We start from the raw sequence: 25,265 nt of genomic DNA, 5'->3' as shown, positions 1-25,265 counted from the left end.
CTACAGCTTAACGAAGAGAAGAAGCATGAGGGATGTAACAAAGCTTAAGATGGCATAGGTCTCAACCATGACGGCGTAGATGACACCCTTCATCGATTGCGATTCATTTTTAGCGAGGATATTTAAACCAGCGATTGCAACTTTAGCTTGCTTTACTGCAGAAATGAGTCCTACGATACCTACTGGAAGACATGCTCCTAGAATGAAAAGTCCTTCTTGAAGGCTCATGGAACCATTGAGCTTACCCATGACCATGAGGCCGATGACGAAGCCGTAAAGACCTTGCGTACCAGGGAGAAGTTGTAAGAGCAGTGAACGTCCGAACTTTTCTGGTTCTTCGATAATGATTCCACTTGCTGCTTCACCTGCCATACCGACACCCTTCGCACTTCCGATACCGGAAAGAACGACAGCGATTGCTGCTCCAAGAACGCCAAAGAAGAGTCCGCCGTTTTGAATAAAGAATTCAGTCATTTTTTTCTCCTATTTTTCCTTTAAATTGATATATTTAGGTTCTTTACGGAAACGTTCGAAGGCCTTTCCGCCTCCTTCATAGAACTTTCCAAAGAATTCGACATACGTTAAGCGGATCGCATGAACATACGCTCCGAGGTAGCTGAGAAACAAGTTGAAGAGATGGAAGACGACAAAGATAATGACTCCAACGAGTAACCCAACAATACCACCGCCTGCGACCATCTTTACGATCATGTTGACTGCCATACCGATAAATCCACCTGCAAGGCCTAGAGCCATGAGTCTCGAAAAGCTTACGAGATCTCCTACCCAGCTAGAAATGCCATAGAGGGAATAGAGTCCACCGGCAAGCCTAGCTCCTGGATTCTTCGATTCCCTTCCTGCGAAGAGGACGATACCTACCATACCGATGATCATCATCCAAAAGATGATGGTTTTAGCCACAGGAGGTATCGGAAGAGCTCCACCACCTAGGTATCCGATACAACCTAAGATCGTCATGTACCAAAAGATGACGTCGTAGAGTGCATCGAGTGGTTTTCCATCTCGAATGAGCATGTAGGCTTTAATTCCCAGTCCAAAGAAGAGATGGACTAAGCCAAAGAACACGCTGATACCAAGGAGTAGCATAAAGTCCTTATTAGAATCGATGAGTGCTGGCATGGGAATGATTCCACCAAAGATCGAACCATAGATGGCTCCCCAAACGGTTACGCTAATACTTAAAACGAAAAAGAACTTCAAAGAATTTCTCATGGAGTCTTTTAAGTTAAAGGTCTTTAGCGCAAAGCCTGTAGCGAGAAGCATCAAGAGACCATAGCCCAAGTCTGCTGCCATCATGCCAAAGAAGACCCAGTAGAAGGGAGCTAAAAATGGCGTCGGGTCGATCTCGTTGTACTTTGGTAGAGCGTACATCGAAGTCAAGGACTCAAAGAGCTTTGAGAAAGGACCGTGCTTTAAGAGGATCGGTACCTCTTCACTATCTCTTTCTGCTTCCTTAACTTCTAATACATAATCTTCTTTTAAAAGACCCTTTAGTTCTTTTTTAAAGTCTTCTACTTTATCTGTAGGAACGAATCCACTCACGAGATCGAGTGAATCGGTCTTTAAAAACTTTTTCGGTGCGCCGAGCTTAAAGCGCTCGTTTTCTAGTGCTTCCGTTACCACCTCGTACTCTAGGAGCTTCGAAGCAAACGTAGGAATCTCCTTTTCTAGAGCTTCTTTTTCCTGAAGAGTATCTTGAATCACTTCATCTAGCCTTGAAAGCTTCGATGTAATGAGTTCTTCGCCCTGAAGCTTAATTTCACTAAATCCATTTCTACGAAGGAGCTCTTCAAAGTCCTTTAGGACATTCTTATGAATGATGAAGTGCAAGAAAAGTTGTCCCTTCTCTTCACTTATGACATCCATGTGTACGAGCTCTTCCTCTGCTACGAGTTCCTTGATGCGATCGAAGTACTTCCTCTGCACACTTCCTGTGATAGATTGTACGGAAGAGAAGTGAAGATCCTTCGGAGCAACCTCTAGGCTCTTCCAAGGTAAGAGAGCTTCTCTTTCGTTCAGGCTCTCCGTGTACTTCGTCTGTAAGGAATCGATTCGCTCCTGGATGCTCTTAAGCTCTTCGTAATCTTTAAGATAGGTGCTTTCGTCTGCTTTTCTATAAAGTTCCTCTAAGGAGTAGCTAGGAACACCTTCTTTTAGGGCTTTAAGGCCCTTACTTCTCGAATCGAAGTTCTTTAGAAGCTTCATCATCCAGTCGAGCTTTGTAAGCTTTTCTTCTACTGCTTGAACCTTTGCATCGGTCGGAAGTTCCTTCAGACCGTGTTCTTCACTCAAAGGACGCAGGTCTCGAAAGTGGACATAGGAAAACGATTGCAGGACGCGGAGCAATTCTTCTCGATGTTCTTTAAATACAAAGAGCGAGAATTCACTCATTTCCTGAATGGCCATAGTTACGTATCCTTTCTTCGATCCACTGTGACATTTCATCCTTTTTTGCGTTAGCGAGATCCCAAAGCGCTTGACTCTTCTTTTGAGCTTCTTCTAGGATGGGTTCCGCCTCTCGCTCTCCTTCGAGCTTCGCCTGTTGAATGAGCTCTTCACTCTCTAGTCGGCTCTTACGAATGGCTTCTTTGTAGTCAGCCTTCGACTGAAGAAGCCTTTCTTCTCGATCTTTTTCGATCTGAGCTTTGGCATTCTCCACGAGAGCTTTGGCTTCACTCTCACAAGCTTTAATGATTTCTATTGCATCTTCGTGCACGGACTCACCTCCTTTACCAAAACTAATGGTATTATGTTATTGTTACCCCTATAGGATTGGAAAGTATTGAAGAATGAGACAAATTTTAATCGGTTTATGGGCTTTATTAAATCTTTTTAGCTTTATCCTCTTTCTAGCGGATAAGAGCAAGGCTGCGAGACATGTTCAAAGGATCTCAGAGAAGACACTGCTCCTAAGTGCTTTAGCAGGTGGACTAGGTGCTTTTCTTTCCATGCAACTCTTTCGTCATAAGACGAAACACTTGAGATTTCAGATGCTCGTGCCGCTCTTTTTCATCCTGAGCCTTATCATTTTATTTTGCATTCGAAAATACACTGAACCTTTTTGATGCTCCCCACGACGAATAAGGTGTAAGGGAAAAAAGGAGGACACTTGAATCAAGCTTCGTTTGAATCATGGGTTCAAGACCATCAAAAATCACTCTACAACTACATTCTAGGCTACGTAAGCGACTCTCATGATGCCCTCGACATCCTTCAGGACAGTCTTATAAGTATTTTTAGGAGCATCTCTTCCTTTCGAGGCGATTCGTCATTTATGACCTTTGCCATACGCATTGTAAAGCGGCGCATCGCTGATTTTTACAGAGATCGAAAGGTCACAGTGGAGTTACCAGAGACACTAGAGGATTCGATCAATGAAGAGAAACTGGAATTAAAGCATGCGGTCTCAAAGCTAACGAAGGAAGAAGAGAGGCTATTAACGCTTATCTTCACCTTAGGTCTTAGCTACCGCGAAATCTCAGAACTTGAAAACATCCCGGAAGGAACCGTAAAAAGTCGATTCTTTACGATTAAAGAGAAGCTTAAGAGAGAATTAGGAGAAACACATGTGTGAAGACAACAGAACCCTAGAATACATTCAAGATCGCTTGAATAGTGAAGAAAGAATCGCCTTTCTAGAGCATCTCATCACGTGTGATGAATGTAGAGATGAATTAAAAGAACTCCTTGAGCTTAAGAAGTTTGTGAAGCTTAATGAGATCGAGGTACCACCCTTTAAATTGGAACTTCCTCAAGAGTCCGTTCTCGACTCCCTTAAAAAGACGGCAACGATCACAAAAAAGAGCCTAAAGCTCTGTAGAGACATTTTATTCTTAGGAGGACAAAATGAGTAACGAAAGCGATATCAAAGATCTTGCAGAAATATTAGATACAGTCACCGATAAGGTTCCAAGACTTTTAAGAGAAGTCATGGGAACACTCTATTCACCTGAAGCAGGAGCAAACATCGGAAAGAGCGTTGGAGGCCTTTACAAGGAACTCGTAAACAGTGGAATTCCTGAAAAGGATGCACTCGAGATGGCAAAGAGCTACATCATTAGCTTAAAAGATATCAAAAGCATGGAAATAAAATAAGGCCATGAAGATCACTCGTGTGATTCTAAAGAGTATCTACCTTTTACTGAGTTCCCCCTTCGAGATCATCTCGTATAAAATGAAAAAAAAGCGCTTCGAAAACGCTTTTTTACAGAGCTTACAGGATGAGGGAATTCCATTAGAAGTTCAGCGAGAATTCAAGAATCGCTTAGATGAATCGACTTCGATTCAGAGCATTTTAGGTGATATCCGACGCTTGACAAGCTAGGAAATAGGCATATACTTAAATTAACTGAATAAGCTTGTGGTTGCTACTTATGCATTAATAAGGGAATCCAGTGAAAGTCTGGAACAGCTCACTTTACTGTAAAAGCTACAAAGAACCAATGCCATGGGAAACCAGAAGGCGGTTCGGAGGTTTGAAGCTTCGAGTCAGGAGACCTGCCATAGGTGAAGTATTTCTTTCGGTGAGGGAAGAATCGACATTTATGGTTTTTAAATGCTAGATTCTTCGTTTGAAGAATCTTTTTTTCTTCCCTAAAAGCATTGTAGGTAGCTCCATCCTATGAGGAGAATCTCTTCCCAATTCTTCTCACTTCTCTTCCATCAGAAGTAGGAATAGAGTAACCATATATTCGATAATTTCTCCATATCACGAAAGCGGCTCTAAGTTCTCCCTTAGAGCCGTTTTCGTTGTAAAAATTGAATCGTTTCTTCGAGATCCTTCCTTGATAAAAGACCACCATGTGAACTAAAAGCCTTTTTAAAAGGGAATGTCAAAGCATAAGTAAGACTTTCAATGTGCCGATCGATAAGAGATTCATCTCGATCAAAGCGGTCATCGCTATCTCCTAGGTAGAGAATTCCGTCTTCTTTATCGAAGATTCCGATGGAATCGATCGTATGACCAGGCATCCAAAAGAGCACGAGTTCATTTAAAAGAAGTACATCAAAGAAGGTACGTGTAGGAAGACGCATCTCTGTGACGCCTTTCATGTACTTCTGGTAATCGTAAAAATTCTCTTTTAAAAGATGAGGGGTGAGTGCATGGGAGATGATCTCACCCGTAAAAAACTCATTACCATACGTATGATCCCAGTCGTAGTGGGTGTTTATGACAATGGTCTTCTTCTCTACGTTGTCTTTAAAGATCTCTTTTAAAACATCGGGGCCTAGATAGGTGTCGATGACGTAGCGTATCGACTCTCGTTCGATGACGACGAGACTCGTTTCGCAGTGGAATTCCTCATAGAGATCAAAAAATGTATAGGCTGTACTAGTCTTTGATAAATGCGTTCTTTTCATACTGTTATACGTAGCGTTCGATGGAGATCACAGGATTTCCCTTCTTCGTCTCCCGAAGAATTCCAAGGTATCGAAACTTTCCGAATCCTCGAACGCTCACAATATCCCCCTCCACAAGTTTAAGACTCACCTTTTCACGTCTCTTTACGACGAGTACTTTTCCCTGTTCAATGAGTTCTGTAGCAACTTGCCTTGAGATGTGAAAGACCTCAGAGATGACATTATCGAGTCTTTCGCTTGCTACGATGCATTCCGTCTTTTCAAAGAGAGGAAGTGGAAGTTCCTCTTTTGTCCTTTGTAGTTCCACCGATGAATGTTTGATGTTCGTCATCGTATGAAGGACAAGAGGAACCATGTGACTTACGACTTCAAAGATACCTCGCTTTTCATCGACAAAGATGTTACCGATCGTCTCTCGTTCAAAGCCTAGGTGCATGTAAGCACCTAAGATGTCCCTATGCGTAAGGGGCTCCTCTACAGAAAAGCTCAAGCGTTCGATGGGAAAGTCCGAAGTGGAACCAAAGCGAATCATCTTTCGATCGAATCGTTCGTCGTGGAAGGACCACTCGACAAAGGAGAAGGCACTTCGATTTTCATAAAAATCTTGCTGTTCTTCTAGGCTTAAAAAGTTAGAAAAGGTCGGCTCATCCAAGCCGGCCTCTGCAAGATCGAGTAAGTGATCAATAAGATATCGATTGTTCTTCATAGCTTATAAGGTTCGAAGTTCAGTTCATCTTCTGTAAAGCCCATGGTCGATCCATAGAGGATGGCATCTGTCCAGGTGCTTCGATCTTCACGATCCATAAAGAACTGCTTTCCTTCGCCAAAGCAAACGATCATCGACTGATCGTTCCAGAAGTGAAAGAACCACCCCTTCTCAAGACTTGAAGCCACTTGTCCGATGTCATCTAAGGTGAGACGAACTTCGTAGTAATGCTGACCGTTTTCTTTTGAGATCTTCGCTTCTTCGATCATGAGGTCATTAATGACCCAAGGTTCACGAAGCGCTTCTGTAATGATAATACCTTGATATAACACTATCTACCTCGTTTCTCTCCTTGGTAAAAGAGTGAGACTGTCTTGGGTCCCGTGTGACTTCCGATGACGGTTCCGATGGAAAAGATCTTAATCTCCCCGGCTTTCGGGAAGGTCTTTTCGACGAGTGCCTTTAGTTCTAGTGCATCTTCATAAGCTTTGGAGTGGTTGATGTAGATTCGTCCACTATACGCTACTCCACCTTCTGCACGCTCACGCATGATCTTTACGACTTCTTCGATGACGCGTTTCTTACCACGGATCTTTTGACGCGGAATGAGCTTTCCTTCGTCGTTTACATCCATTAAAGGACAGATATTTAAGAGACCACCGACTGCAGCTTGTGCCGCTGAGATTCTTCCACCGCGCTTGTAGTGCGTTAAGTCGGAACTAAAGAACCAATGGTTTAAGAAAATCTTGTTCTCTTCGAGCCAGTCTCTCGTCTCTTCAATGGTCATTCCTTCGTCTCTTCTGTCGACGGCGAAGCTAAGGAGTAATCCGTAACCACTCGATGCCGCTAAGCTATCGACGACAATGATCTTTCGGTCGGGATACTTTTCCTTTAGCATCTCTGCTGTACTTAAAGCCGACTGAAAGGATCCAGAGAGTCCTGAACTAAAAGCGAGGTGAAGGACGTCGTTTCCTTCTTTAAGAAGCGGTTCAAAGAACGCTTCGTATTCTACAGGTGGTACGAGGGATGTCGTAGGCATCGCACCCTTTTCGATGCGTGTAAAGAACTCATCGTAACTCATGGTCTTTCCTAGATCATCCGTATAGACGACCCCGTCCATCTGAAAGGTATAAGGGACGTATTTGACTTGCATTCTCTCTAATTCTTCATTGGACAAGTCAACGGTCGAATCACACGTAAGTATAAATTTCATAAATCCTCCAAAATATACGGGCTACTCTTCTTTTTCCCGTTTTTTTACATAAAAAATCAAGAACCGACATGAATCTTTGATAAAATGAGAACTATGAAACGAATCATTCTCATGTTAATGCTTATTTTCCTTGTAAGCTGTACACCGAAAGACAACTTAGAATCGACACTTCGAGACTTTACCTTGGAAACAAAGACTATCGGTAATGAGTCCTTTGTGCGCATTCAAAACCCCTTTGATGCTCCCCTCTTCGGCTTTCGTGCACGCTTTGAAACAGCGGCTCAGTCAGAAAACTTCGAATATACGCTAACGATTAAACCGAAGGAAGCTTCTCCTTGGATTCGATTTAAGGCAGAAGAACCGATGCGCTTTAAGGAGCTTCACTTTGAAGTCGCAGAGTCTTCTCCCGTTGAATACGTCGTATTAAGTGATCCGAAGCTCTTTCAAAAGCTTCAAATAGCTATACCGTCACAGACGGAGCGGTCAATCGACAGTGCTTTTCCAGACGAAACGGGAAAGGTCACAAACCTCACAGGAGAGCGCTGGAAAGGCTATTTCCTCTACTATGAAAAGGATGGCGTCTTAGAGCTCTTTCGCTACGACGAACCGGTAGAACCGAATGCTAGTTTTCAAGCGCTAAAAGCAGATGTTCTTCGGTTAGAAGTGACCTTCGATCAACCAGGCTGTAAGCGCTATCGAATCACTTACGAAAAAGGACTCGATCTAAGTTATAAAAAAGACCTCTGAAGTGAGTAGAAAAGTGCTAGTTAGCACGAATATTTTGCCATAAAAGAATCTTATCTTCTAGTCGATAAGTGGCATTTCTCGGGCTTGAGGACGTCAAAAGCGTCGCCTCGAGCCCTTTTTGATACCTCTTAAAGAGTTCAAAGCTCTTGGTTCCATTACAAAAGATACGCTCTATTCCATGTTTCTTTACGATCGAATGAATGTCTGCTGGGATGACATCCTTAATGCTTGAATCACTGCTACCTTCGATACTACAGGCGTAGACAGTATCGTAGAGAGCGATACCAAATCTAATAAGGAACGCTTTCTTTTCTTCTAAGGTAAGAGGGACTTCGACCTCAAAGACACTGGCTAGAATTTTCCAGAACTGATTCTGTGGATTGGCGTAAAAAAAGCCTTCTTTCCGGCTTTTTACGGAAGGAAAGCTTCCTAGAATGAGAATTCTAGCATGTTGTGGTATAAAGGGTTCGATCGGATGAACGATACGCATCCCCTAGCCCTCTTCTTTTTTGACGTCACTCTTTTGAGCTAAGAGAATCGCGATGAACATCAAGATACAGCCGATGATTTCTCTCGTCTGTAGCGTCTCATGGAGTAGTAAGAAACCAAAGAGCACAGCAAAGACCGATTCAAAGCTCATGATGATCGAAGCAAGAGCTGGTTCTACGTATTGTTGACCGAGAATCTGTAGTGTAAACGCACCACCTACGACGACGACACCACTAAAGAGGATGGCATATTTGTCTAAGATCATGTTTGATAGAGTTGGCGTTTCGATAGCAAAGGCAACGATTGCTGAGAGAGAACTCGCTACAATAAACTGGAACAAGGAGAGCTTTACAGGATGTACCTTTTCTACAAAGTGGTCGACTAAGAGAATGTGTCCTGCCCAGAAGAAGCTACCGATGAAGACATAGAGGTCACCGATACTCACCTGGAAGGATCCTTTGATACTTAAAAAATACATTCCAACGACTGCGATCATGACAGCGATCCAGGAATAGATACTGACTCTTCGCTTTAAAAAGATACCAAAGACAGGTACGAGGATGATGTAGAGAGCCGTAATAAAGGCAGTCTTTCCTGCTGTCGTCGTCTTTAAAGCGAGCTGTTGACACGTAATACCGATAAAGACCATGAGTCCACAGAGGATGCCTGCGATGATATCGTACTTTAAGTTGTCTTGACGCTTTTCTCCTTTTCCTCTTTGCCAGAAGTAAATGGGAATGAGTACGATCCATCCAATGGTCAAGCGAACAAAGCTAAAGGTGAAGGGGCCATTGTGGTCCATGCCAAGCTTTTGAGAAACAAAGCTCGCTCCCCAGATGAGGGCTGTGAGAAGTAAAAATATCTCACCTTTCATAGTCTTCATACGGTCTTTCATACTTTTTTCTCCTGTTTTTCTTTTTTTAGTTGATCTTCTTTGTTGACTTTACAGCGAATCTTTATAACCTCACTCGTGATGATAAGAGCAAAGCAGAATAAGCTGATATAGAGGTGAAAGGAGGTAGGAATGTAGATCTTCTTTTGCATCGTAATGAGGATAAAGAAGAGATAGAGAAGCATCGTAATATTTCCAAAGAGCGTCAAGAGAATGCGCAAGTGAACCGATCGATATTCGTCATTCGATCCGACATTCTCTTCTTGGAAGATGCTTGCAACCATAACAGCCGTGAGCATCGTGTCTGCTAGAGCTAAGAGAAAGATGATGTCTGCAAGATCTGTCTGCTCGAGGCGGAAATAATTTTGGCTAAATACTAATATTGCAATTAAAAGCAGGGTACATATGAATTCGAGGACCCAGCGGAAAATATTATGATAACGCATGCGACTCCTTACATATCTTGGTATTTCCATTATACAAAAAAGGGAGGAAAAATGAAAGGAAATCCGAACCCACTACTTAAACTCTTGAAGGCTCTACGAGAAGAGCCCGTAGAATTTGAAGCGAGGAAGAAGCGACTTGAACTGAGCCCCTGGATCATCTTACTGATTACAGCAGGCATCATGTTCATCTACTACTTCTTTGAGCTTCCCGCTCTAAACTTCTTTGACTTTGGTTTCTACAGACTACTCATCGTAGCCCTCATCGTCTTTAACGTACTAAACCTACTCATAGGCCAAAAAAAAGCTTTCTTAGGCGGAGTGAGTGGTATTCTCATGATCGTCTTCTTGGTACTACCATTCGTCCTAAGCTTCTTCAGTAGCCCCTTCTTTCATGCAAAGAGCTACTCGAAGCTCATCACCGTAGAAAACGGCGATTTCGCCAAGGACGTGACGAGAATCGAGATGAGTCAAATTCCCGTCGTCGACCGATCAGCAGCGAGCGTCATCGGTGAAAGACAAATGGGAAACATGGGAGAACTCGTCAGCCAGTTTACAATCGATGACAACTACGCACAAGTAAACCTCAAAGGTAAACCCATTCGCGTAACGCCCTTAAAGTACTACGATCTCATCAAATATCTCTTTAACTACAGAAACGGTATTCCCTACTATGTAAGTATCGACATGACGACTCAGGCTGGTTCGATGGTGAAGCTTGAAAAGCCCATCTTCTTTTCAAAGAGCGACATCTTACTTCGAAACATCAATCGCCACCTTCGCTTCCAGTACCCCTTCACCATGTTTGGTGAGACGAACTTTGAGGTCGATGACAGTGGAAACCCCTACTTCATCACTTCGATCATCGAAAAGAAGATCGCTCTCTTCGGTGGTCAGGATGTGAAAGGCGCTATTATTACAGATGCCAACAGCGGCGAAAGCAAACGCTATGAACTAAAAGATGTCCCTACATGGGTCGACCGAGTCTATCCCTCAGATATGATCATTACTCAGCTCGATGACCGAGGCACCTTCGCTGGAGGATTCATCAATAGCATCTTCGGTCAAAAGAACGTAACGCATACGACAGAAGGTTACAACTACGTCTCCATCGGAGATGACATCTACCTCGTAACAGGCGTAACGAGTGCAAGAAGTGACCAGTCGAACCTCGGATTCTACTACGTAAACCTACGTACTAAAGAAGCAAAGTTCTACCCCTGTGCAAGTGCTACCGAGCTTTCTGCTATGGAAAGTGCTCAAGGTAAGGTTCAAGAGAAGGATTACATGGCAAGCTTCCCCGTCCTATTAAACCTTGCAAATCGCCCCGTCTACTTCATGGGTCTAAAAGATGCCACAGAGATTGCAAAGATGTTTGCGATCGTAGACGCTCAGCGTTTCGATACGGTTTATACAGGAAATACGCCAGCAGAAGCTGTAAATAATTACTTGAACTCCAATAGTACGTCGGGTCAAGTGACATCAGAAAGTAAAGAAAAGACGATCACGATTCATACCATTCAAGAGGTCGTCATCGACGGAAATACGACCTACTTTATCACAGCCAAAGAAGACGAACTCGTCTATACCGTGACAGGAAAGAAGATCGGTATTCAAGTTGTAAAACTCAAAGAAGGCGCTCGCCTAAAGGTCGTTGGAAACGAATCAGAAAAGCACTTTGAAATTCTAAATGTTCTAGATTAAAAGGAGCTCACCTCGGTGAGCTCCTTCCTTTTTACCAAACCTATCTTATTCTGGTATTTATGCTTTTTTTCCGAGGTATGCTTCTTGGATACTCTTATCTTGACTGAGTTCCTTCGCAGGTCCCTCTTTTACAATGACACCTTGCTCTAGAACATAAGCCCAGTCGGCAACGTTTAGTGCCTGATAAGCATTTTGTTCTACGAGTAGGATCGTCTTACCCATGCTTCGAATCTCTTGAATGATATCGAAGATCGTCTGCACGAGAAGTGGTGCAAGTCCGAGTGAAGGCTCATCTAGGAGTACGAGCTTTGGATCACTCATGAGACCTCTACCCATGGCAAGCATCTGTTGCTCACCACCAGAGAGCGTTCCAGCAATCTGTGTCTTACGTTCAAGAAGTCTTGGGAAGATTTCATAGATCTTTTTAAGATCCTTTTGGATGTTTTCTTTGTCGTTTCTTAAGAAGGCACCCATCATGAGGTTTTCTTCTACCGTGAGGTTAACAAAGATCAAACGGCCTTCAGGAATCTGACTAATACCTGTTTTTACAATGGCGTTGGCTTTCTTAGGAAGAGGATTTCCCATGAAGAGAACCTCACCTTGAAACTTTACGAGACCACTGATGGCATTCAGTAGTGTACTCTTACCAGCACCGTTTGAACCGATGATACTGATTAGCTTTCCTTCATCAACTTGAAGATTGATTCCACGGAGGGCATGAATACCGCCGTAATGAACGTGCAAATCTTTGACTTTAAGCATTTTCGCCTCCTGAACCTAAGTATGCCTCGATAACCTTCGGATTCGATTGAATCTCGGTTGGCGTACCTTCTGCGAGAGGATGACCAAAGTTCAATACGAGAAGCTTGTTACAGAGATTCATAATGAGATCCATGTGGTGCTCAATGATGAGTACGGAAAGATTGAATCGTTCCTTCACTTCACGAATCATACCGACAAGCTCTAACGTTTCGTCGGGGTTCATACCAGCTGCTGGTTCGTCGAGAAGGAGTAGCTTTGGATTTAAAGCAACAGCTCTCGCAATCTCTAAGCGTCTTTGAACACCATAAGGGAGGTTCTTTGCGACGAGATCGCGCTCTTCTGTAAGCTTCATAATCTCTAAAAGCTCATCTGCACGCTCACGAAGTGCCGTATCTCCCTTTTTATACTTTGGCGTACGGAAAAGTGAATCCAATACACTGTAGTCTGAGATAAAGTGGCAAGCCGTGAGAACGTTTTCATAGGTGCTTAGCTCTTTAAAGAGTCTGATGTTTTGGAATGTTCTCGTAATACCAGCCTCAGCAATCTTAAAGGTTTCGATATCGTCGATGCGCTTACCTTCAAAGGTAATCGATCCTGAGGTAATGGGATAAATTCGAGTAATGAGGTTAAAAATTGTCGTTTTTCCAGCTCCGTTTGGACCAATGAGACCAAACAGATCGCCTTCTTCAACGTGCAGTGTGACATCATCAACGGCAGTCAGACCACCGAATTGTTTGGTCACATGATCGAGTGCTAATAGACTCATTTGCTCTCTCCTTTCTGCACTTTCTTCTTACGCTTGAAGAAATCGTTGAATTCCATACCACCCATGAGTCCCTTTGGTCTTGCAACCATGATGAGGACTACTAAGAGACCGTAGATAACGAAACGCCATACTTTTAAGTCTCTGAGTACTTCAGGTAGGAAGGTGAGGAAGAGTGCTCCGATGATCGAACCAGAAATACTTCCGAGACCACCGAAGATGACCATGATCGTAAGTTCTGTAGATTTTAAGAGGTCAAACATGATCGGCTGAATGAATTGTTGATAGCCTGCCCATAGACCACCGCTAATACCTGCTAAGAGAGCGGAGATAAAGAATGCGAGCATCTTGTAGTAGAAGGTATTGACACCGATGATCTTCGCTGCCATCTCTTCTTCACGAATGGCCTTTAGGTTTTGACCGTGCTTACTGTGAATTAAGTTCCAAACGAGCACGACAGCGATCGTACAGATGATGAGTACGTCGACGAGTGTCGTACGGTGTGTCATGACGTTAATACCACGAGAACCGCCGAGTGGCTCGAGGAAGGCGATAAAGAGACGAACACTTTCACCGAAACCTAAGGTTGCGATGACAAAGTAGTCACCCTTTAAGTTAAGCGTTAGCTTACCAAGGCCGATACTTACAAGGCCTGATAACAGTCCGCCGATGAGAATCGCAACATAAAATGGCAAGTGGAATTTATTTGCTAAGAATGCCGTACAATAGGCACCGATAGCCATAAATCCAGCATGACCGAATGAGAAGAGTCCTGTATAACCTGTTAGGACGGAGAGACCTAGAACGGTCATCAAGTTGATGCCTGCTAGGATCGCTACCGCAATAATATAATCTGCACTCATCTTCCCCTCCTATGCCTTATCTTCTGTAATCTTGCCCATGATACCTTGTGGACGTACGACGAGCACGATGATGAGCAGTACGAAGGCGATGATGTTTTGTAGGTTGGAGCTGATGTAAGCTGCTGCCATCGTCTCAATAATACCTAAGAGAACGGCGCCTACGATAGCTCCAGGTAAACTTCCAAGACCACCGAATACGGCTGCTACGAAGGCTTTGTTCGTAATGACACCGATCGATGGATAAACGAGATAACGAAGTCCAAAGAGAACGCCAGCGAGACCAGCAAAGGCACCACCGAGTCCAAAGACTAAGAAGATAATGAATTCGGTATTAACACCCATGAGGCTTGCAGCGCGCATGTTGAACGAGGTAGAACGAATGGCCATACCTGTCTTCGTCTTTTCGATTAAGAACATGAGAGCAAGTAAGCTCACAACGCTGATAAGTAGAATGATCATATCGACTTTACCGATGGAAAGCGATCCTAGGCTCACAAAAGGAACCTCAAAGATATCAGGATAACGCTTAAAGTTCGGTCCAATCGTTGCCACGACGATGTTTTCTAAGAAGATGGAAACACCCATGGCAGAAATAATGTAATAAAGACTTGGAGCATTACGTTTACGTAGAGGATTATAAGCAAAACGTTCTACGGCAACGGCAATAATGAGTCCACCGAGCATCGAAAGGATGATCGTAAGCCAAAGTGGGAATTTTAATAGGAGCATGGAATAGTAACCGATGTAACTACCGAGCATGATAACGCCGCCGTGAGCAAAGTTACTAAAGTTCATGATGCTATAGACGAGTGAATAGCCTACAGCCATCAATGCGTACACGCTACCCAGAGCAATTCCATTGATGAGGTACTGTAAGAATAGTGTCATGGCATACCTTTCTTCAAAAAGAAGGGGGCTTACGCCCCCATTGCTTTATTTAATATCGACAGAGAAACGTTCTAGGAAGACGTATTTGTCACCTTCGATACGAAGGATAGCTGCGTCTTTACCCATTGGGTTGTGAGTATTTGGATCGAGTTTGATCTTACCTGTAATACCTTGAACTTCTGTCTTTTCGAGAGCATCTTTGATGTCTGCGCTATTTACAGATTTTGCATTCTTAAGTGCTTCTGTGAAGAGTAGGAATGCGTCGTTAACGAGGTAACCGTTAATTTCTGGAGCCTTACCAAATTTTTCAGTGTACTTTGTCTTAAGTGATTGAACAGCTGGGTCTTCGTAGTCGAGGTGGTTTACGAAGTAAGCGCCTTGAACTTCGTTCTTAGCAAGCTTCATAAGGTCTTCTGAAGGCCAACCGTCGCCACCGAACATTGTAATCTTCATTCCGAGTTGAGCAGCTTGTTGAGCTGTCATGATAACTTCACGGTAGAAGTAAGGCATGAAGAGAACGTCTGGGTTAGCTTCTTTAATCTTTGTAAGTTGTGTCTTAAATTCTACGTCGTTCTTATTGAAAGCTTCTTTTGCAACGATCTTTCCGCCCTTATCTTCGAATGTCTTAACGAAGAATTCTGTCATACCAGATGAGTACTCATCGGATTGGTCGTAAAGAACTGCTGCTGTCTTAAAGTTTAACTTTTCGATGGAGTAAGCTGCTGCAACAGCACCTTGGTATGGGTCGATGAAGCATACGCGGAAGTTATATGGTTTAACCTTTCCGTCGTCACCAACTGTTACCTTTGGGTTTGTAGCTACTGTAGCGATATCCGGAACCTTAGCATTTTCAAGAGCAGGAGCAATAACGATTGCTTGACCTGAAGAGTTAGGTCCGAGGATTGCAACTACTTTGTCTTGGCTTACAAGACGGTTTGCTGCGTTAAGTGCTTCAGATGATTTACCTTGAGAGTCAAGCGCAACGAGTTCAATCTTTTTACCATTGAAACCGCCGTTAGCGTTGTACTCTTCAATGAGCATCTCAAGCGTTTGCTTTTCACAAGTTCCCCAAACGGCTTGGTCACCTGTTAAAGAACCGATCCAACCGACCTTGATCGTATCACCAGCTGTGTTTCCGTTGCTTTGGGCTTCACAACCAGCGAAGAGTGTGAATGTCAACAAGAGTGCTAGTAATAGTGCTAATGTTTTTTTCATGAGTTCCTCCTACATATTGTATACATAGATTTTAATAGTTATTCTTATCTGTGTCAACGTGTTAAATCAACACAAGTTGTCAGAACGAATTGTTTCATATTTGATAAATCCCTATATTCTAATCTTTTTCTTACTTTGAAGAAATAATTATTGTAAAAAAAAAGCGATCTGTAAGATCGCTTGCAAATTACAACCAAGATGCAAATTCCTTCTCTGGAACGAGTCTACCACCCGTCGTCCAAATAAGATAACGGCAAGGCTTTCCGAGCTTTTCAGGTAGGAAGAAACCAGCTGTTGCAGACGGTTCTACGCGAATCGACTCGGTCTCAAAGAGCGTTTTAACAAAAGCGAGCATACGGTCGTCATTTACCGTATAGAGCCCATCTAAGATGTGATCCATGAGTCTTCCGACAAAAGCAGAACTTCTTCCCACGGCGAGTCCATCGGCAATCGTAAGACCATCGAGACCAATGTCATAGACACTGATCTCATCTTGCTTTCCTGTCATCATGCCTAAGAGCATACAGGGAGCGTGCGTAGGCTCTGCAAAGAAGATCTTAACGCTCTCACCGAAGAGTAGCTTTAGTCCGTAGGCGATGCCACCAGGAGCCCCACCGACGCCACAGGGAATGGACACGTAGAGTGGATCCTCCGGAGTAAGTACGATTCCTTGCTCTTCAAATTGTTTTTTAATGCGTAGAGCACTTACAGCATAGCCGAAGAAGAGATCGGTACTACGTTCATCGTCTACAAAGTGACTCTTAGGATCGTTCATGGAAGCTTCACGACCACGTAGAACGGCTTCGGAGTAGTCCTTTTCGTACTCGATTACTTCTACGCCGTGACTGCGTAGCATTTCTTTTTTCCACGCTTTGGCATCATGAGACATGTGAACCTTTACAGAAAAACCTAAGTGAGCGCTCATCATGCCGATCGAAAGACCTAAGTTTCCGGTCGATGCCACCTGAATGGTATAGGTCTCAAAGACCTTTCGGAAAGCATCCGAAGCGAAATCTCTATAATCCGTTGAACTCGTAAGAAGCCCTTCTTCTTTTGCGATTCTCTCTGCTACTTTTAGTACTTCATAGATTCCACCCCTCGCCTTCACGCTTCCTGCGATCGGTAGGAGATGATCGGCTTTCACGTAAACTTCTTTCGCCCCAAACACGGGATTCTTTAGGCTAAGTAAGGGAGACTCAATGAGTCCACCGTTTGCCCGAGTTTCTGGAAAGCGATCCATGAAATAGGGACGGAAGCGGTCTAAGAGTGCTTCTGCCTCTTCAATCTGCTCTACAGTATAAGGAAAGTACGGTTCTTTTCTATCGTTTAGCCAAAGTACTTCTTCATATTTTTTCATACGTTCCAAGAGTTCGTTCATGATTTCCTCCTTTTAGGTTTTTGACAATGGGGGCAAAAATGCGTCCCACGTGTTGCAACGCGCGTCTTTTGAATGGGTGTATCACAGATTCTACAGTGAGATCCTTCTCTGTTATAAACCCAAGCTTCATTGAGATAGTCACCTTTTCTTCCCGTAAGATCCATGTAGTTTCTTCTCGTAGAGCCTCGAAGCTCGATGGAACGAAGTAGCACTTTTCGAATCGATTCGAGAAGCACTTTCACTTCTTTTTTCGTAAGTGAAGAAGATGGTGTCTCTGGATGAATGCGACTTAGAAAGAGGCTTTCGTCGACATAGATGTTTCCTAAGCCTGCAATCACCTTTTGATCGAGTAAAGCTCCCTTAATCGACACCTTTTTTCGTTTGAGGGTCTCATAGAAGGAGTCAAAGGGAAAATCTTCGCTCAATGGATCTGCTCCTAAACTATTTAGAAAGGTGTTTCCATCTAGGCACTCTTTCGTCATAAGACGAACGTAACCAAATTTTCTTATATCATTGAAATAGAGACAGTCTCCTTCTTCAAAGTGAATGACGACTCGCGTATCACTACGAAGTTTTTCAGTCGTAAGGGACCCCGTCATCATGAGATGAATGAGAAAGTAGAGATTTCCTGAAAGCTCTATGAGAATCGCTTTCCCTTTTCGATTTACAGAAAGAATTTTCTTTCCCTGAACCTCTGTTAGAAGAGAGATGTCTGGAAAGGAACGTTCTGTAAGAACGTCGATGGAAGCGATCGTGCGCTTAAGGACCGTCTCTTTAAGGCCTGAAACGATGGTTTCTACTTCAGGTAATTCTGGCATAATTCCTCCTCTTGTATTGTAACAGAAAGGATGTTTCTTTGGGAAAAGCACTCGGTTTTCTTCTCTTTATCGGCGTCCTCTTTCTCTTCGGGACGATTGCTTCAGCGATAACACGCGCAAAACTCAAGTGGTACTCGAAATTTCTCGTAGGTTTAGGAGGAAGTCTCGTGACACGAGTCATTACCCTGATCCTCCCCTTTGGACTCTTTACGATTCTACTTATGATTGTGATTGAACTTATGGTGGACTGTGGACTGGCAATACTTGTAAAGAAATATCGTGAATAGAACGCAGAAAAAAGACGACCGATTTGGAGAAGTGAGGTCGTCTTTTTTCTAAGAGTGGAAAAATCTACTTTCTAGGAGTAGGAATATGTTAATACCTTCGGATCTTATATGGAGATTCCTTTTGATAGTTAGACTGATTGTGTCGATGGGAGTCATGTACTGAGTTGTTTTCACGATTCATTTCATTAGAACTTTCAGATTCACTGTATTCGATCATTCATTCAGCCTCCTTTACGACATATTTTTTGATTACCATGATTATATCAAGATTTAGAAATAAATCAAGCTATTTTTACATAAATATTACAATATGTTTCTGGATGCCTTCTTCTTGTAAAGGAAATCGCTCAGTGGGTATAGTAGAACCATGAAAAAGATAGCAGAAATTACAAAACAACTGAAAGAGACGCTACCAGCGCTAGTGCTCGTTTATAAAAGAAAAGAGACACCCAAAAAAGCGAAGATCCTTCTCGCTATTACACTCGCCTATGCGCTCTCACCGATCGATCTAATCCCCGACTTCATTCCGGTCCTAGGTTATCTCGATGACGTCGTCATTCTTCCTTTACTCATTAAGCTTTCCTTGAAGTTCATTCCAGAGGACATCCTCAATGAATGTAAGGAAGAAGCAAAAAATGCACCTAAGGCGAAAAAGCGCTTCCTCTATGCGGTGCCCATTCTCATCCTCTGGTGCATCCTCTTAGCAGTCATCCTAAAGCACTTCTTAAAGTGACCGCCACGATTCATTACGAAATTCTTCTGTAGAGAGTGCCTCTTCAATCTCTGAAAGTAGGCACTCTTTATCTTTATTAAGCGTTCCTCGAAGAATCAAATAGTTCGAAGCATGGTTTGCTCGAAAAACGCTTCCTTCACTGTCCACATGCTTTAAAAACGCATAAATCTCTTGCGCCACTTCAACGGGTGAATAGGGACGGAAACGTCCTTCTCTCACGTCTTCATAGATTTCAGTTCCTGGCTCTAAGTGGAGCGTGAGGTACGAGACATAGGTGGGCTTAATGGCACTAATGAGTTCAGCCGTCTCTACGGGAACGTTTTCAGCTCTTTCGTTTGATAAGCCTGCCATGAGGGTCACGGAAAGTTCCATGCCAGCCCGTTTGGCCTTTAAACAAGCTTCAATCGATTCTTCTCTTGTAACGCCCTTATGAAGAGCCTTTAAAACTTCATTCGATCCACTTTCTAAGCCGACGTAAAGGAGCGTCAGCCCCGCTTCTTTAAGCTCTCTTAGCTCTTCTTCTGTCTTTCTCTGAAGGTCTTGAACAGTTCCATAAGCACTGACCCTTTCAAGCTTTGGAAAGCGGTTTTTAAAGTAGCTCAAGTACTGCTTGAGTAGACTCGTCTTTAGAACGAGGGCATCGCCGTCAGCAAGGAATATTCTACGTACAGCATCAGAGTTGATCGCTTCTAAATCTCTTAATACGTCTTCGATCGGACGAATGCGAAACTCTTTACTCTTATACATACTGCAAAAGCTACATTCATTATGGGAGCACCCAAGTGTCACTTGAATAATGAGGCTATTTCTCTCACTCGGGGGCCTATAGAGTGGCATATCGTAGTACATAGGTCCTCCTAGTCACTCACTCGCATGATGGCATCTAAGACACCATCGGCAATTTTTTCATAGTCTTGGTCTGTTAGTCCCTCGCCGTTTTCAGAAAGTGACCCTGAATAGAGCGCCTCCCCTGCCGACTCTTTTCTCGTATCGATAACAAAGTGGACATCGGTCGCTGCACAGATGCCCTTTCCTATGCCTATAACAATGGGAGCAAGGTGCAGCGTATAATCGACCTCTTCTTTAAACGAAGCATCGATAAAGATGTCTGGAAGATATTCTTTTAAGAAGCGCTTCTCTTCTCCTACTAATATGTTCACACAAAAAGGATCGATCTCATCGTAAGTGACGAGTCTTCCCTCGATCTTCCAAAGGACTACAGAACCTTCCTTTACAGCCTGACCAAAACACTCTTCTGTAGGTACGTAATCTTTATCTACACCCATCGTCAGCTGGTGGCCATAGCGATAGAGTTTGGTTCCTATAATACTTGCTAAGCGGTTTGCACCGCGAATATATATTTGCATGTCGCCTCCTTGTTAGCTACTCTTACCCATTTTCAAGTACTCCTTTAGTGCGTATACTAAAATGTAAAGGACAGCTTGATAGCCTTTTTCGACTGGCTCTCGTATTCTTAAGCCAAGGAGGCAATATGATCAACATGGTAAAAACAGGAAAAGAAATTGCTAAATTAAGAAAAGAATTAAACATGACACAACTTGAGCTCGCTGATAAACTCGGCGTGAGCTACCAAGCCGTTAGTGGTTGGGAACGCGGTCAGTCGATGCCAGATATCGAAAACCTGATCCTTCTAGCAGATATCTTCGATGTAGAACTCGATCAGCTTCTAGGAAAGAAGTCTGCCAGAGTCATTGAGGATATTGAAGAGGAAGAAGAGATCGATCCAGAGGATCTCGTAGATGTCGCTCCCATTTTAAAGCCAAAAAAAATAGAACAAGTCGTCATGGATAATAAGTACGACGCGAATGCTCTTATCGCCCTCGCTCCTTTCCTCGATGAAGATGTTCTAGCGGATCTCGTAGCAGAGCTCGACCTCACTCAAAGTGAACTCGTTTCTCTCGCCCCATTCTTAGATGAAGAAGCCCTCGCTGACATCGTAGAAGGACGTCAACTCACACCCGGCGAACTCGTCCCTCTCGCTCCCTTCCTTTCAGAAGAAGCACTAGAGGAAGTGATCATTAAAGGAAAAGCAACGACCAACGAACTCATCGCTCTTGCACCCTTTTTAGATGAAGAACAGTTAGACCGTATGGTTAGTGAAACCGACATCGATCCCAAGAGAATCATCGGACTCGCTCCCTTCCTTTCAGAAAAGACACTCGACCGAATTGTTAGAAATGGACAAGTTCCATCGAGCCATATTATAGGACTCGCTCCCTTCTTATCATCAGAGACGCTTCGATCGCTGATCGTAACACCGAAGAAAGAAAAGCCTGAAGTAAAGGAATCGAGAGGAATCTTAGATAAGGATTTTAAGGAAGTCATCTCCCTTGCACCCTTTCTCGATAAAGACACCTTAAGTGAGTACTTCATGGCGATCGATCCTGAAGAGAACGATCCCAAGTTCCTCGCTCCCTTCGTACGTAGAAAGACGATTCGTCGCTATATTGAACTTCATCCTGATACAGAGGAAAGCCTCAAGCGCTTTCTGTAGTATACCTTCCCTAAAAAGACGTTAATTCATTTAACGTCTTTTTTACTCCCTAACTACTTTACCTGTCGTAGTAGTTGTGTTATTATTACTACGACAGATGAAGTAGGAGGAGCTCATGATAACAAGTGATGCAATGCGAGGATTCAATGACCTTCTCATTCTCTCACTCCTAGCTGAAGGGGACTCCTATGGTTACGCCCTTTCTAAGACGATTCAAGACCTCTCTGAAGGTAAGTACACCATGAAAGAAACGACTCTCTACTCCGCTCTAAACCGCTTAGTTTCCCTCAACGCGATAGAAGGATATCAAGGCGAATTGAGCTTCGGAAAGAGTCGTACGAACTACCGAATCACAGAGGAAGGAAGAAGACTCTTAAGCGAGAAACTACAGGAATGGAAAGACATTGAAACACTCATCGAACAAATTATTAGGAGGAAGGTATGAAAACGATCCAATTGTATCTCGATAACTTATTTACCTTAATTCCCGCTACAGAAGAGAATCAGAAGATGAAAGAAAATCTTCTACGGGATAGCGAAGAATACTTTAATGAACTCATTCAATCAGGTAAGACGGAAGCCGAAGCTACGACACTTGTGATCGAACGCATCGGAAATATTGAAGACCTAAAGGAACACTTGAGTCTTGCACCCACTGAAAAAGTTCCTACAGCAGACGAACAGATGGCACTCAGAGAGTATAGAAGCTTTCAAAAGAAATTCAACATCCTTCTCCCTCTCGGCATCGCTTGTTGTATCATAGGCATCTTCTTAGGATCTTTCCTAGAGAGCAATGATTTTCAAGAAGGCATCGTTACTTTAGGATTTTTTGGTCCTATCACCATAGGCGTAGCACTCATTATATTCTCAAGCATGCAACTTGAATCCTTAAAAGAAGCTGCAGGCCTCAGTAATACATCGGAGTCTTCTTCAGAACAAAGTCATCCTTATACACCTGTCGTCTGGATTGTCGCAGTAGCCGTATACTTACTTCTAGGCTTCGTTTTTCATCTATGGCATCCTGGCTGGATCATCTTTTTAATCGCCACTGCAGTCACTGCCGTATTAAATGCCGAAGGGAAGGACCACTAATCCTTCCCTTCCTTTTTTTACCACGCTCTACCTTAATCCCTTTGCATCGAGTACGTCTTCAATGTAAAGGATTCCCTGATATTCCTTATGAAGTGTAATTTCTTCGTTGATCTTTTCCGCAACTTTCTTCGCGAGCTCTCGCTCTAAAAGAATTACCACAAGCTCTCTCTCTGGTTCAATGTCCATCCCAAAGATCGTCTCTGTGACATCCGTCGTCGAGCCTCTACCGTGAAGAATCGTACCACCGCGTGCTCCATTTTCTTTAGCGATGCGCATGACTTCTTCACCCTTACCTCGTTCTACAATGACCGTAATCTTTTGAATCACACTACCCTCTTTTCTATCCATATAGCTTGAATAATCATAGATCTCTTGAAGGAAAGCAATACCGCCATTGGCTTCAAGGATACGTTTCTTTTCGTAGATATCGTCTAGATAGGTGTCGTCTTCAATGACAGCTTCTATCCACACTCGTTTCTCATTTTTTATTCCAAGGGCTCTTAAGAGATGTCCTTCAACCGTTCCTTTCGCAAGGATGAGTAAGATCTCATGAAGGGATCTCGGTCGAAGAAGCTTGAGTGCACCCTTTACTTTTTCTTCGTTTAAAATGAGCGTTAAGCGCTTCATTGTCCCCTCCTCTTTTGAAGCTTTTTAAGCTTCAGTTGATAAATGGCTCCTAGAATCTCTAGTGCTAAGATCGGCATCATCGCAACGATCGCGATCATTCCAAAGCCGTCTGTTACTACATCGGCACTCTCCGTCACGTGCGCAAGTCCATTGATAAACGCGAGTGAAAAGGTCGCTGTCATCGGTCCTGATGCCACTCCACCAGCGTCAAACGCAAGACCTGTAAAGAGGTCTGGGATGAAAAAGGCTAAGAGAACACTTAGACCAAATCCTGGTAAGAGGTACATCCAAAGCTGAAGCGATGGAACGAGAATGCGAATGGCACTCATGAGAATCGATAAGCCGACGGCTACAGATAAGAACGAGAGCACGAGCGAACGCTTTACGGCTCCAGCAGTAACTTCCTGCAGTTGATCCGTTAAAACGAGTACAGCAGGTTCTGCAAGAACCGTAGAAAGCCCTAGTAGTAAGCTCACAAAGAGCACCCAGAAGGAGCCATCCATCGCCCCTAGAGACTTACCAAGCTCCGTTCCTACAGCCATAAAACCGCCGTTTACGCCAAGTAAAAAGATGATGAGTCCTACAAGGGTAATGAAAACACCACGTCCAATGTCTACAAGCGACTGACTTCTCGCACGCTTTGAAAAGATGCGAACAATGAGATATACGACGACGATCGGAAGTAAGCTGTAGCATGCCTCGACCGCAATCTTTAAAAAGAGCGAGCTATAGACTTCAAAAATATTTTCTGAGAGTGCTGCGCTTTCAGAAAGCGTTCCCGTGAGCTTTTCCGTATCTAAGATGAGTCCTGTAACTAGAATTCCTAAAATAGCTCCCGTGGAAGAGATTCCTACGAGACCAAAGCTATCGGCTTCTTGAGCCGTCGTATCCTTTTTTATCTCCGATACACCGGCAGCTAACGCGAGCATAAAGGGTACGGTAATCGCTCCCGTCGTAGCACCCGAAGCATCAAAGGCAATGGCTAAAAAGTCTGCTCCTGAAAAGAACGAAAGAATGAGAATCAGCCCATAAGCTCCTGCCATCACGTAGCTCACTTTGACTTTTCTGAGAATTCGTAGCATTCCTAAGGTCATCATGATACCAAGACCGATGCTTACGTTAATGACAGCCGTCTGATGACTCAAAGCACCATCCGTCACGAGATCCACTTGCTTTGCTAGGATGTGAATATCGGGTTCTGCATAGGAAATAAAAAAACCCAAGATCAGGCTTACTGCAATAAATAGATAGATGTTTTTCGAGTGAGCAAGTGCTTCTGATACCGATTTACCGATAGGAGATAGCCCCTGATCGATGCCAAAGAGAAAGGCTGTAAGGCCTAGAATCACGAGCACCGAACCGATGAGAAAGCTAATGATGAGATTGGTCGGTAATGGTGCTACAGTAAAGTGCAAAAGTAATACTAAGAATGTGATCGGAAGGACCGATCCCATGACCTCTTTAAACTTCGATTTTAATTCATGCAATCACATCCTCCTTCGAGGTAAACTCAAGGATGTCATCAACTTTACAGGAAAGCACACGACAGATGGATTCAATGCTTTCTAAAGATACATATTCGTTATGTTTCAGTCGAGAGATGATATTGGCACTAAAGCCAGCCTGTTGTTGAAGCATTGCAGGAGTCATATCTCGGTCTAATAAAAGATGAAATAGTTTTTTGTATTGAACAGCCATAGGTTCCTCCTTGTTATTAGTATATCATGATATCATGATATATATAATGA

At 43.4% G+C, this 25,265-nt stretch carries 34 protein-coding genes and 1 riboswitch; of the genes, 12 read left to right on the top strand and 22 right to left on the bottom strand.

Annotation, left to right across the window (positions count from 1 at the left end):
* From ACUB3H_RS05710 to ACUB3H_RS05700, 3 genes are read right to left on the bottom strand one after another with little or no spacing between them, the layout of a single operon-like run.
* The gene (locus tag ACUB3H_RS05710; RefSeq protein WP_459129701.1) at positions 1–474 is read right to left on the bottom strand and encodes a V-type ATP synthase subunit K; all 474 of its coding nucleotides are present in this window, start codon (positions 472–474) and stop codon (positions 1–3) included.
* 9 nt (positions 475–483) lie between these two features.
* Positions 484–2,427 carry a V-type ATP synthase subunit I gene (locus ACUB3H_RS05705; RefSeq protein WP_459129700.1) on the bottom strand — a complete coding sequence of 648 codons (1,944 nt, stop codon included), beginning with the start codon at positions 2,425–2,427 and terminating at the stop codon, positions 484–486.
* Positions 2,405–2,737 (bottom strand): hypothetical protein, encoded by a 333-nt coding sequence (locus tag ACUB3H_RS05700; RefSeq protein WP_459129699.1) that lies wholly within the window; start codon positions 2,735–2,737, stop codon positions 2,405–2,407. The genes ACUB3H_RS05705 and ACUB3H_RS05700 overlap by 23 nt, the downstream gene beginning before the upstream one ends.
* Positions 2,738–2,810: 73 nt before the next feature.
* Here ACUB3H_RS05700 and ACUB3H_RS05695 point away from each other — a divergent pair, with 73 nt between their 5' ends.
* From ACUB3H_RS05695 to ACUB3H_RS05675, 5 genes are read left to right on the top strand one after another with little or no spacing between them, the layout of a single operon-like run.
* Entirely contained in the window at positions 2,811–3,086 is a 276-nt protein-coding gene (locus ACUB3H_RS05695) for a DUF1294 domain-containing protein (protein ID WP_459129698.1), read from the top strand.
* A gap of 44 nt (positions 3,087–3,130) precedes the next feature.
* A complete protein-coding gene (locus ACUB3H_RS05690; protein ID WP_459129697.1) occupies positions 3,131–3,595 on the top strand; it encodes an RNA polymerase sigma factor in 465 nt (154 codons plus the stop codon).
* Entirely contained in the window at positions 3,588–3,875 is a 288-nt protein-coding gene (locus tag ACUB3H_RS05685) for an anti-sigma factor (RefSeq protein ID WP_459129696.1), read from the top strand. The genes ACUB3H_RS05690 and ACUB3H_RS05685 overlap by 8 nt, the downstream gene beginning before the upstream one ends.
* Complete coding sequence (locus ACUB3H_RS05680) at positions 3,868–4,116, top strand: hypothetical protein (protein ID WP_459129695.1); 249 nt, start codon at positions 3,868–3,870, stop codon at positions 4,114–4,116. The genes ACUB3H_RS05685 and ACUB3H_RS05680 overlap by 8 nt, the downstream gene beginning before the upstream one ends.
* Before the next feature lie 4 nt (positions 4,117–4,120).
* Complete coding sequence (locus tag ACUB3H_RS05675) at positions 4,121–4,345, top strand: hypothetical protein (RefSeq protein ID WP_459129694.1); 225 nt, start codon at positions 4,121–4,123, stop codon at positions 4,343–4,345.
* Between the two features lie 20 nt (positions 4,346–4,365).
* Positions 4,366–4,540: riboswitch (cobalamin riboswitch) on the top strand.
* Positions 4,541–4,755: 215 nt separating this feature from the next.
* Here ACUB3H_RS05675 and ACUB3H_RS05670 read toward each other — a convergent pair.
* From ACUB3H_RS05670 to ACUB3H_RS05655, 4 genes are read right to left on the bottom strand one after another with little or no spacing between them, the layout of a single operon-like run.
* On the bottom strand, positions 4,756–5,382 hold the full coding sequence (locus ACUB3H_RS05670; RefSeq protein ID WP_459129693.1) for an MBL fold metallo-hydrolase: 627 nt from the start codon (positions 5,380–5,382) through the stop codon (positions 4,756–4,758).
* A 4-nt stretch (positions 5,383–5,386) separates the two neighbouring features.
* Positions 5,387–6,088: a YlmH/Sll1252 family protein gene (locus tag ACUB3H_RS05665; RefSeq protein ID WP_459129692.1), complete on the bottom strand. Its 702-nt coding sequence runs from the start codon at positions 6,086–6,088 to the stop codon at positions 5,387–5,389.
* Positions 6,085–6,420, bottom strand: a complete 336-nt coding sequence (locus ACUB3H_RS05660) for a hypothetical protein (protein WP_459129691.1) — start codon at positions 6,418–6,420, stop codon at positions 6,085–6,087. Before ACUB3H_RS05660 ends, ACUB3H_RS05665 begins: the two co-directional genes overlap by 4 nt.
* Positions 6,420–7,301 (bottom strand): DegV family protein, encoded by an 882-nt coding sequence (locus ACUB3H_RS05655; RefSeq protein ID WP_459129690.1) that lies wholly within the window; start codon positions 7,299–7,301, stop codon positions 6,420–6,422. Before ACUB3H_RS05655 ends, ACUB3H_RS05660 begins: the two co-directional genes overlap by 1 nt.
* Before the next feature lie 93 nt (positions 7,302–7,394).
* Between ACUB3H_RS05655 and ACUB3H_RS05650 the strand changes: the two genes are divergently transcribed.
* Positions 7,395–8,048 carry a hypothetical protein gene (locus ACUB3H_RS05650; protein WP_459129689.1) on the top strand — a complete coding sequence of 218 codons (654 nt, stop codon included), beginning with the start codon at positions 7,395–7,397 and terminating at the stop codon, positions 8,046–8,048.
* Positions 8,049–8,064: 16 nt separating this feature from the next.
* Here ACUB3H_RS05650 and ACUB3H_RS05645 read toward each other — a convergent pair whose 3' ends face one another.
* Genes ACUB3H_RS05645 through ACUB3H_RS05635 form a run of 3 tightly spaced genes read right to left on the bottom strand, consistent with a single transcriptional unit; the run spans position 8,065 to position 9,875 of the window.
* Positions 8,065–8,538: a DNA-deoxyinosine glycosylase gene (locus ACUB3H_RS05645; protein WP_459129688.1), complete on the bottom strand. Its 474-nt coding sequence runs from the start codon at positions 8,536–8,538 to the stop codon at positions 8,065–8,067.
* A 3-nt stretch (positions 8,539–8,541) separates the two neighbouring features.
* Positions 8,542–9,432: a DMT family transporter gene (locus ACUB3H_RS05640; RefSeq protein ID WP_459129687.1), complete on the bottom strand. Its 891-nt coding sequence runs from the start codon at positions 9,430–9,432 to the stop codon at positions 8,542–8,544.
* On the bottom strand, positions 9,429–9,875 hold the full coding sequence (locus tag ACUB3H_RS05635) for a hypothetical protein (protein WP_459129686.1): 447 nt from the start codon (positions 9,873–9,875) through the stop codon (positions 9,429–9,431). The genes ACUB3H_RS05640 and ACUB3H_RS05635 overlap by 4 nt, the downstream gene beginning before the upstream one ends.
* 51 nt (positions 9,876–9,926) lie before the next feature.
* Here ACUB3H_RS05635 and ACUB3H_RS05630 point away from each other — a divergent pair, with 51 nt between their 5' ends.
* On the top strand, positions 9,927–11,576 hold the full coding sequence (locus tag ACUB3H_RS05630) for a hypothetical protein (RefSeq protein ID WP_459129685.1): 1,650 nt from the start codon (positions 9,927–9,929) through the stop codon (positions 11,574–11,576).
* A 57-nt stretch (positions 11,577–11,633) separates the two neighbouring features.
* On the opposite strand, the gene ACUB3H_RS05625 is transcribed toward ACUB3H_RS05630, so the two are convergent.
* The 7 genes from ACUB3H_RS05625 to mutM all read right to left on the bottom strand — a co-directional run bounded on the left by ACUB3H_RS05625 (position 11,634) and on the right by mutM (position 18,263).
* Positions 11,634–12,338: an ABC transporter ATP-binding protein gene (locus ACUB3H_RS05625; protein WP_459129684.1), complete on the bottom strand. Its 705-nt coding sequence runs from the start codon at positions 12,336–12,338 to the stop codon at positions 11,634–11,636.
* Entirely contained in the window at positions 12,331–13,104 is a 774-nt protein-coding gene (locus tag ACUB3H_RS05620) for an ABC transporter ATP-binding protein (protein WP_459129683.1), read from the bottom strand. The genes ACUB3H_RS05625 and ACUB3H_RS05620 overlap by 8 nt, the downstream gene beginning before the upstream one ends.
* The gene (locus ACUB3H_RS05615; RefSeq protein WP_459129682.1) at positions 13,101–13,964 is read right to left on the bottom strand and encodes a branched-chain amino acid ABC transporter permease; all 864 of its coding nucleotides are present in this window, start codon (positions 13,962–13,964) and stop codon (positions 13,101–13,103) included. The genes ACUB3H_RS05620 and ACUB3H_RS05615 overlap by 4 nt, the downstream gene beginning before the upstream one ends.
* 9 nt (positions 13,965–13,973) lie before the next feature.
* Positions 13,974–14,852: a branched-chain amino acid ABC transporter permease gene (locus tag ACUB3H_RS05610; protein ID WP_459129681.1), complete on the bottom strand. Its 879-nt coding sequence runs from the start codon at positions 14,850–14,852 to the stop codon at positions 13,974–13,976.
* Positions 14,853–14,897: 45 nt separating this feature from the next.
* The gene (locus ACUB3H_RS05605) at positions 14,898–16,067 is read right to left on the bottom strand and encodes an ABC transporter substrate-binding protein (RefSeq protein ID WP_459129680.1); all 1,170 of its coding nucleotides are present in this window, start codon (positions 16,065–16,067) and stop codon (positions 14,898–14,900) included.
* Between the two features lie 187 nt (positions 16,068–16,254).
* Complete coding sequence (locus ACUB3H_RS05600) at positions 16,255–17,445, bottom strand: D-serine ammonia-lyase (RefSeq protein ID WP_459129679.1); 1,191 nt, start codon at positions 17,443–17,445, stop codon at positions 16,255–16,257.
* Positions 17,442–18,263: a DNA-formamidopyrimidine glycosylase gene (gene mutM, locus ACUB3H_RS05595; protein WP_459129678.1), complete on the bottom strand. Its 822-nt coding sequence runs from the start codon at positions 18,261–18,263 to the stop codon at positions 17,442–17,444. Before mutM ends, ACUB3H_RS05600 begins: the two co-directional genes overlap by 4 nt.
* Positions 18,264–18,301: 38 nt before the next feature.
* Here mutM and ACUB3H_RS05590 point away from each other — a divergent pair, with 38 nt between their 5' ends.
* Together ACUB3H_RS05590 and ACUB3H_RS05585 are read left to right on the top strand one after the other, a co-directional pair.
* Entirely contained in the window at positions 18,302–18,550 is a 249-nt protein-coding gene (locus ACUB3H_RS05590; RefSeq protein ID WP_459129677.1) for a hypothetical protein, read from the top strand.
* A gap of 367 nt (positions 18,551–18,917) precedes the next feature.
* A complete protein-coding gene (locus tag ACUB3H_RS05585) occupies positions 18,918–19,283 on the top strand; it encodes a YkvA family protein (protein WP_459129676.1) in 366 nt (121 codons plus the stop codon).
* On the opposite strand, the gene ACUB3H_RS05580 is transcribed toward ACUB3H_RS05585, so the two are convergent.
* The gene (locus tag ACUB3H_RS05580; protein WP_459129675.1) at positions 19,275–20,132 is read right to left on the bottom strand and encodes a B12-binding domain-containing radical SAM protein; all 858 of its coding nucleotides are present in this window, start codon (positions 20,130–20,132) and stop codon (positions 19,275–19,277) included. The two genes, ACUB3H_RS05585 and ACUB3H_RS05580, sit on opposite strands and share 9 nt — an antisense overlap.
* An 8-nt stretch (positions 20,133–20,140) precedes the next feature.
* Positions 20,141–20,650 carry a hypothetical protein gene (locus tag ACUB3H_RS05575; protein WP_459129674.1) on the bottom strand — a complete coding sequence of 170 codons (510 nt, stop codon included), beginning with the start codon at positions 20,648–20,650 and terminating at the stop codon, positions 20,141–20,143.
* A 125-nt stretch (positions 20,651–20,775) separates the two neighbouring features.
* Between ACUB3H_RS05575 and ACUB3H_RS05570 the strand changes: the two genes are divergently transcribed.
* The 3 genes from ACUB3H_RS05570 (at position 20,776) to ACUB3H_RS05560 (ending at position 22,890) form a co-directional block, all read left to right on the top strand.
* Positions 20,776–21,798, top strand: a complete 1,023-nt coding sequence (locus ACUB3H_RS05570) for a helix-turn-helix domain-containing protein (RefSeq protein WP_459129673.1) — start codon at positions 20,776–20,778, stop codon at positions 21,796–21,798.
* A 115-nt stretch (positions 21,799–21,913) separates the two neighbouring features.
* Positions 21,914–22,243: a PadR family transcriptional regulator gene (locus ACUB3H_RS05565; protein ID WP_459129672.1), complete on the top strand. Its 330-nt coding sequence runs from the start codon at positions 21,914–21,916 to the stop codon at positions 22,241–22,243.
* The gene (locus tag ACUB3H_RS05560) at positions 22,240–22,890 is read left to right on the top strand and encodes a permease prefix domain 1-containing protein (RefSeq protein ID WP_459129671.1); all 651 of its coding nucleotides are present in this window, start codon (positions 22,240–22,242) and stop codon (positions 22,888–22,890) included. Before ACUB3H_RS05565 ends, ACUB3H_RS05560 begins: the two co-directional genes overlap by 4 nt.
* A 27-nt stretch (positions 22,891–22,917) precedes the next feature.
* Here the strand turns inward: ACUB3H_RS05560 and ACUB3H_RS05555 are convergent, their stop codons facing one another.
* The 3 genes from ACUB3H_RS05555 to ACUB3H_RS05545 are packed head-to-tail and all read right to left on the bottom strand — an operon-like array spanning position 22,918 to position 25,215.
* Entirely contained in the window at positions 22,918–23,517 is a 600-nt protein-coding gene (locus ACUB3H_RS05555; RefSeq protein WP_459129670.1) for a P-II family nitrogen regulator, read from the bottom strand.
* Positions 23,514–25,004, bottom strand: a complete 1,491-nt coding sequence (locus ACUB3H_RS05550; protein ID WP_459129669.1) for a DUF1538 domain-containing protein — start codon at positions 25,002–25,004, stop codon at positions 23,514–23,516. Before ACUB3H_RS05550 ends, ACUB3H_RS05555 begins: the two co-directional genes overlap by 4 nt.
* Positions 24,997–25,215, bottom strand: a complete 219-nt coding sequence (locus ACUB3H_RS05545; protein WP_459129668.1) for a helix-turn-helix domain-containing protein — start codon at positions 25,213–25,215, stop codon at positions 24,997–24,999. The genes ACUB3H_RS05550 and ACUB3H_RS05545 overlap by 8 nt, the downstream gene beginning before the upstream one ends.
* Positions 25,216–25,265 lie beyond the last annotated feature (50 nt).

This window comes from Guggenheimella bovis, assembly GCF_054492335.1.
Note: the sequence above shows the minus strand (reverse complement) of the source record. Positions and strands in the feature narration are given on the sequence as shown.

Coding starts and splice junctions, on each gene's coding strand:
- ACUB3H_RS05555 (WP_459129670.1), bottom strand. CDS start 23,517: ATGAAGCGCTTAACGCTCATTTTAAACGAAGAAAAAGTAAAGGGTGCA.
- ACUB3H_RS05620 (WP_459129683.1), bottom strand. CDS start 13,104: ATGAGTCTATTAGCACTCGATCATGTGACCAAACAATTCGGTGGTCTG.
- ACUB3H_RS05675 (WP_459129694.1), top strand. CDS start 4,121: ATGAAGATCACTCGTGTGATTCTAAAGAGTATCTACCTTTTACTGAGT.
- ACUB3H_RS05575 (WP_459129674.1), bottom strand. CDS start 20,650: ATGCAAATATATATTCGCGGTGCAAACCGCTTAGCAAGTATTATAGGA.
- ACUB3H_RS05685 (WP_459129696.1), top strand. CDS start 3,588: ATGTGTGAAGACAACAGAACCCTAGAATACATTCAAGATCGCTTGAAT.
- ACUB3H_RS05695 (WP_459129698.1), top strand. CDS start 2,811: ATGAGACAAATTTTAATCGGTTTATGGGCTTTATTAAATCTTTTTAGC.
- ACUB3H_RS05705 (WP_459129700.1), bottom strand. CDS start 2,427: ATGGCCATTCAGGAAATGAGTGAATTCTCGCTCTTTGTATTTAAAGAA.
- ACUB3H_RS05560 (WP_459129671.1), top strand. CDS start 22,240: ATGAAAACGATCCAATTGTATCTCGATAACTTATTTACCTTAATTCCC.
- ACUB3H_RS05625 (WP_459129684.1), bottom strand. CDS start 12,338: ATGCTTAAAGTCAAAGATTTGCACGTTCATTACGGCGGTATTCATGCC.
- ACUB3H_RS05545 (WP_459129668.1), bottom strand. CDS start 25,215: ATGGCTGTTCAATACAAAAAACTATTTCATCTTTTATTAGACCGAGAT.
- ACUB3H_RS05580 (WP_459129675.1), bottom strand. CDS start 20,132: ATGTACTACGATATGCCACTCTATAGGCCCCCGAGTGAGAGAAATAGC.
- ACUB3H_RS05650 (WP_459129689.1), top strand. CDS start 7,395: ATGAAACGAATCATTCTCATGTTAATGCTTATTTTCCTTGTAAGCTGT.
- ACUB3H_RS05600 (WP_459129679.1), bottom strand. CDS start 17,445: ATGAACGAACTCTTGGAACGTATGAAAAAATATGAAGAAGTACTTTGG.
- ACUB3H_RS05630 (WP_459129685.1), top strand. CDS start 9,927: ATGAAAGGAAATCCGAACCCACTACTTAAACTCTTGAAGGCTCTACGA.
- ACUB3H_RS05615 (WP_459129682.1), bottom strand. CDS start 13,964: ATGAGTGCAGATTATATTATTGCGGTAGCGATCCTAGCAGGCATCAAC.
- ACUB3H_RS05610 (WP_459129681.1), bottom strand. CDS start 14,852: ATGACACTATTCTTACAGTACCTCATCAATGGAATTGCTCTGGGTAGC.
- mutM (WP_459129678.1), bottom strand. CDS start 18,263: ATGCCAGAATTACCTGAAGTAGAAACCATCGTTTCAGGCCTTAAAGAG.
- ACUB3H_RS05665 (WP_459129692.1), bottom strand. CDS start 6,088: ATGAAGAACAATCGATATCTTATTGATCACTTACTCGATCTTGCAGAG.
- ACUB3H_RS05605 (WP_459129680.1), bottom strand. CDS start 16,067: ATGAAAAAAACATTAGCACTATTACTAGCACTCTTGTTGACATTCACA.
- ACUB3H_RS05585 (WP_459129676.1), top strand. CDS start 18,918: ATGAAAAAGATAGCAGAAATTACAAAACAACTGAAAGAGACGCTACCA.
- ACUB3H_RS05710 (WP_459129701.1), bottom strand. CDS start 474: ATGACTGAATTCTTTATTCAAAACGGCGGACTCTTCTTTGGCGTTCTT.
- ACUB3H_RS05655 (WP_459129690.1), bottom strand. CDS start 7,301: ATGAAATTTATACTTACGTGTGATTCGACCGTTGACTTGTCCAATGAA.
- ACUB3H_RS05635 (WP_459129686.1), bottom strand. CDS start 9,875: ATGCGTTATCATAATATTTTCCGCTGGGTCCTCGAATTCATATGTACC.
- ACUB3H_RS05565 (WP_459129672.1), top strand. CDS start 21,914: ATGATAACAAGTGATGCAATGCGAGGATTCAATGACCTTCTCATTCTC.
- ACUB3H_RS05670 (WP_459129693.1), bottom strand. CDS start 5,382: ATGAAAAGAACGCATTTATCAAAGACTAGTACAGCCTATACATTTTTT.
- ACUB3H_RS05645 (WP_459129688.1), bottom strand. CDS start 8,538: ATGCGTATCGTTCATCCGATCGAACCCTTTATACCACAACATGCTAGA.
- ACUB3H_RS05570 (WP_459129673.1), top strand. CDS start 20,776: ATGATCAACATGGTAAAAACAGGAAAAGAAATTGCTAAATTAAGAAAA.
- ACUB3H_RS05640 (WP_459129687.1), bottom strand. CDS start 9,432: ATGAAAGACCGTATGAAGACTATGAAAGGTGAGATATTTTTACTTCTC.
- ACUB3H_RS05680 (WP_459129695.1), top strand. CDS start 3,868: ATGAGTAACGAAAGCGATATCAAAGATCTTGCAGAAATATTAGATACA.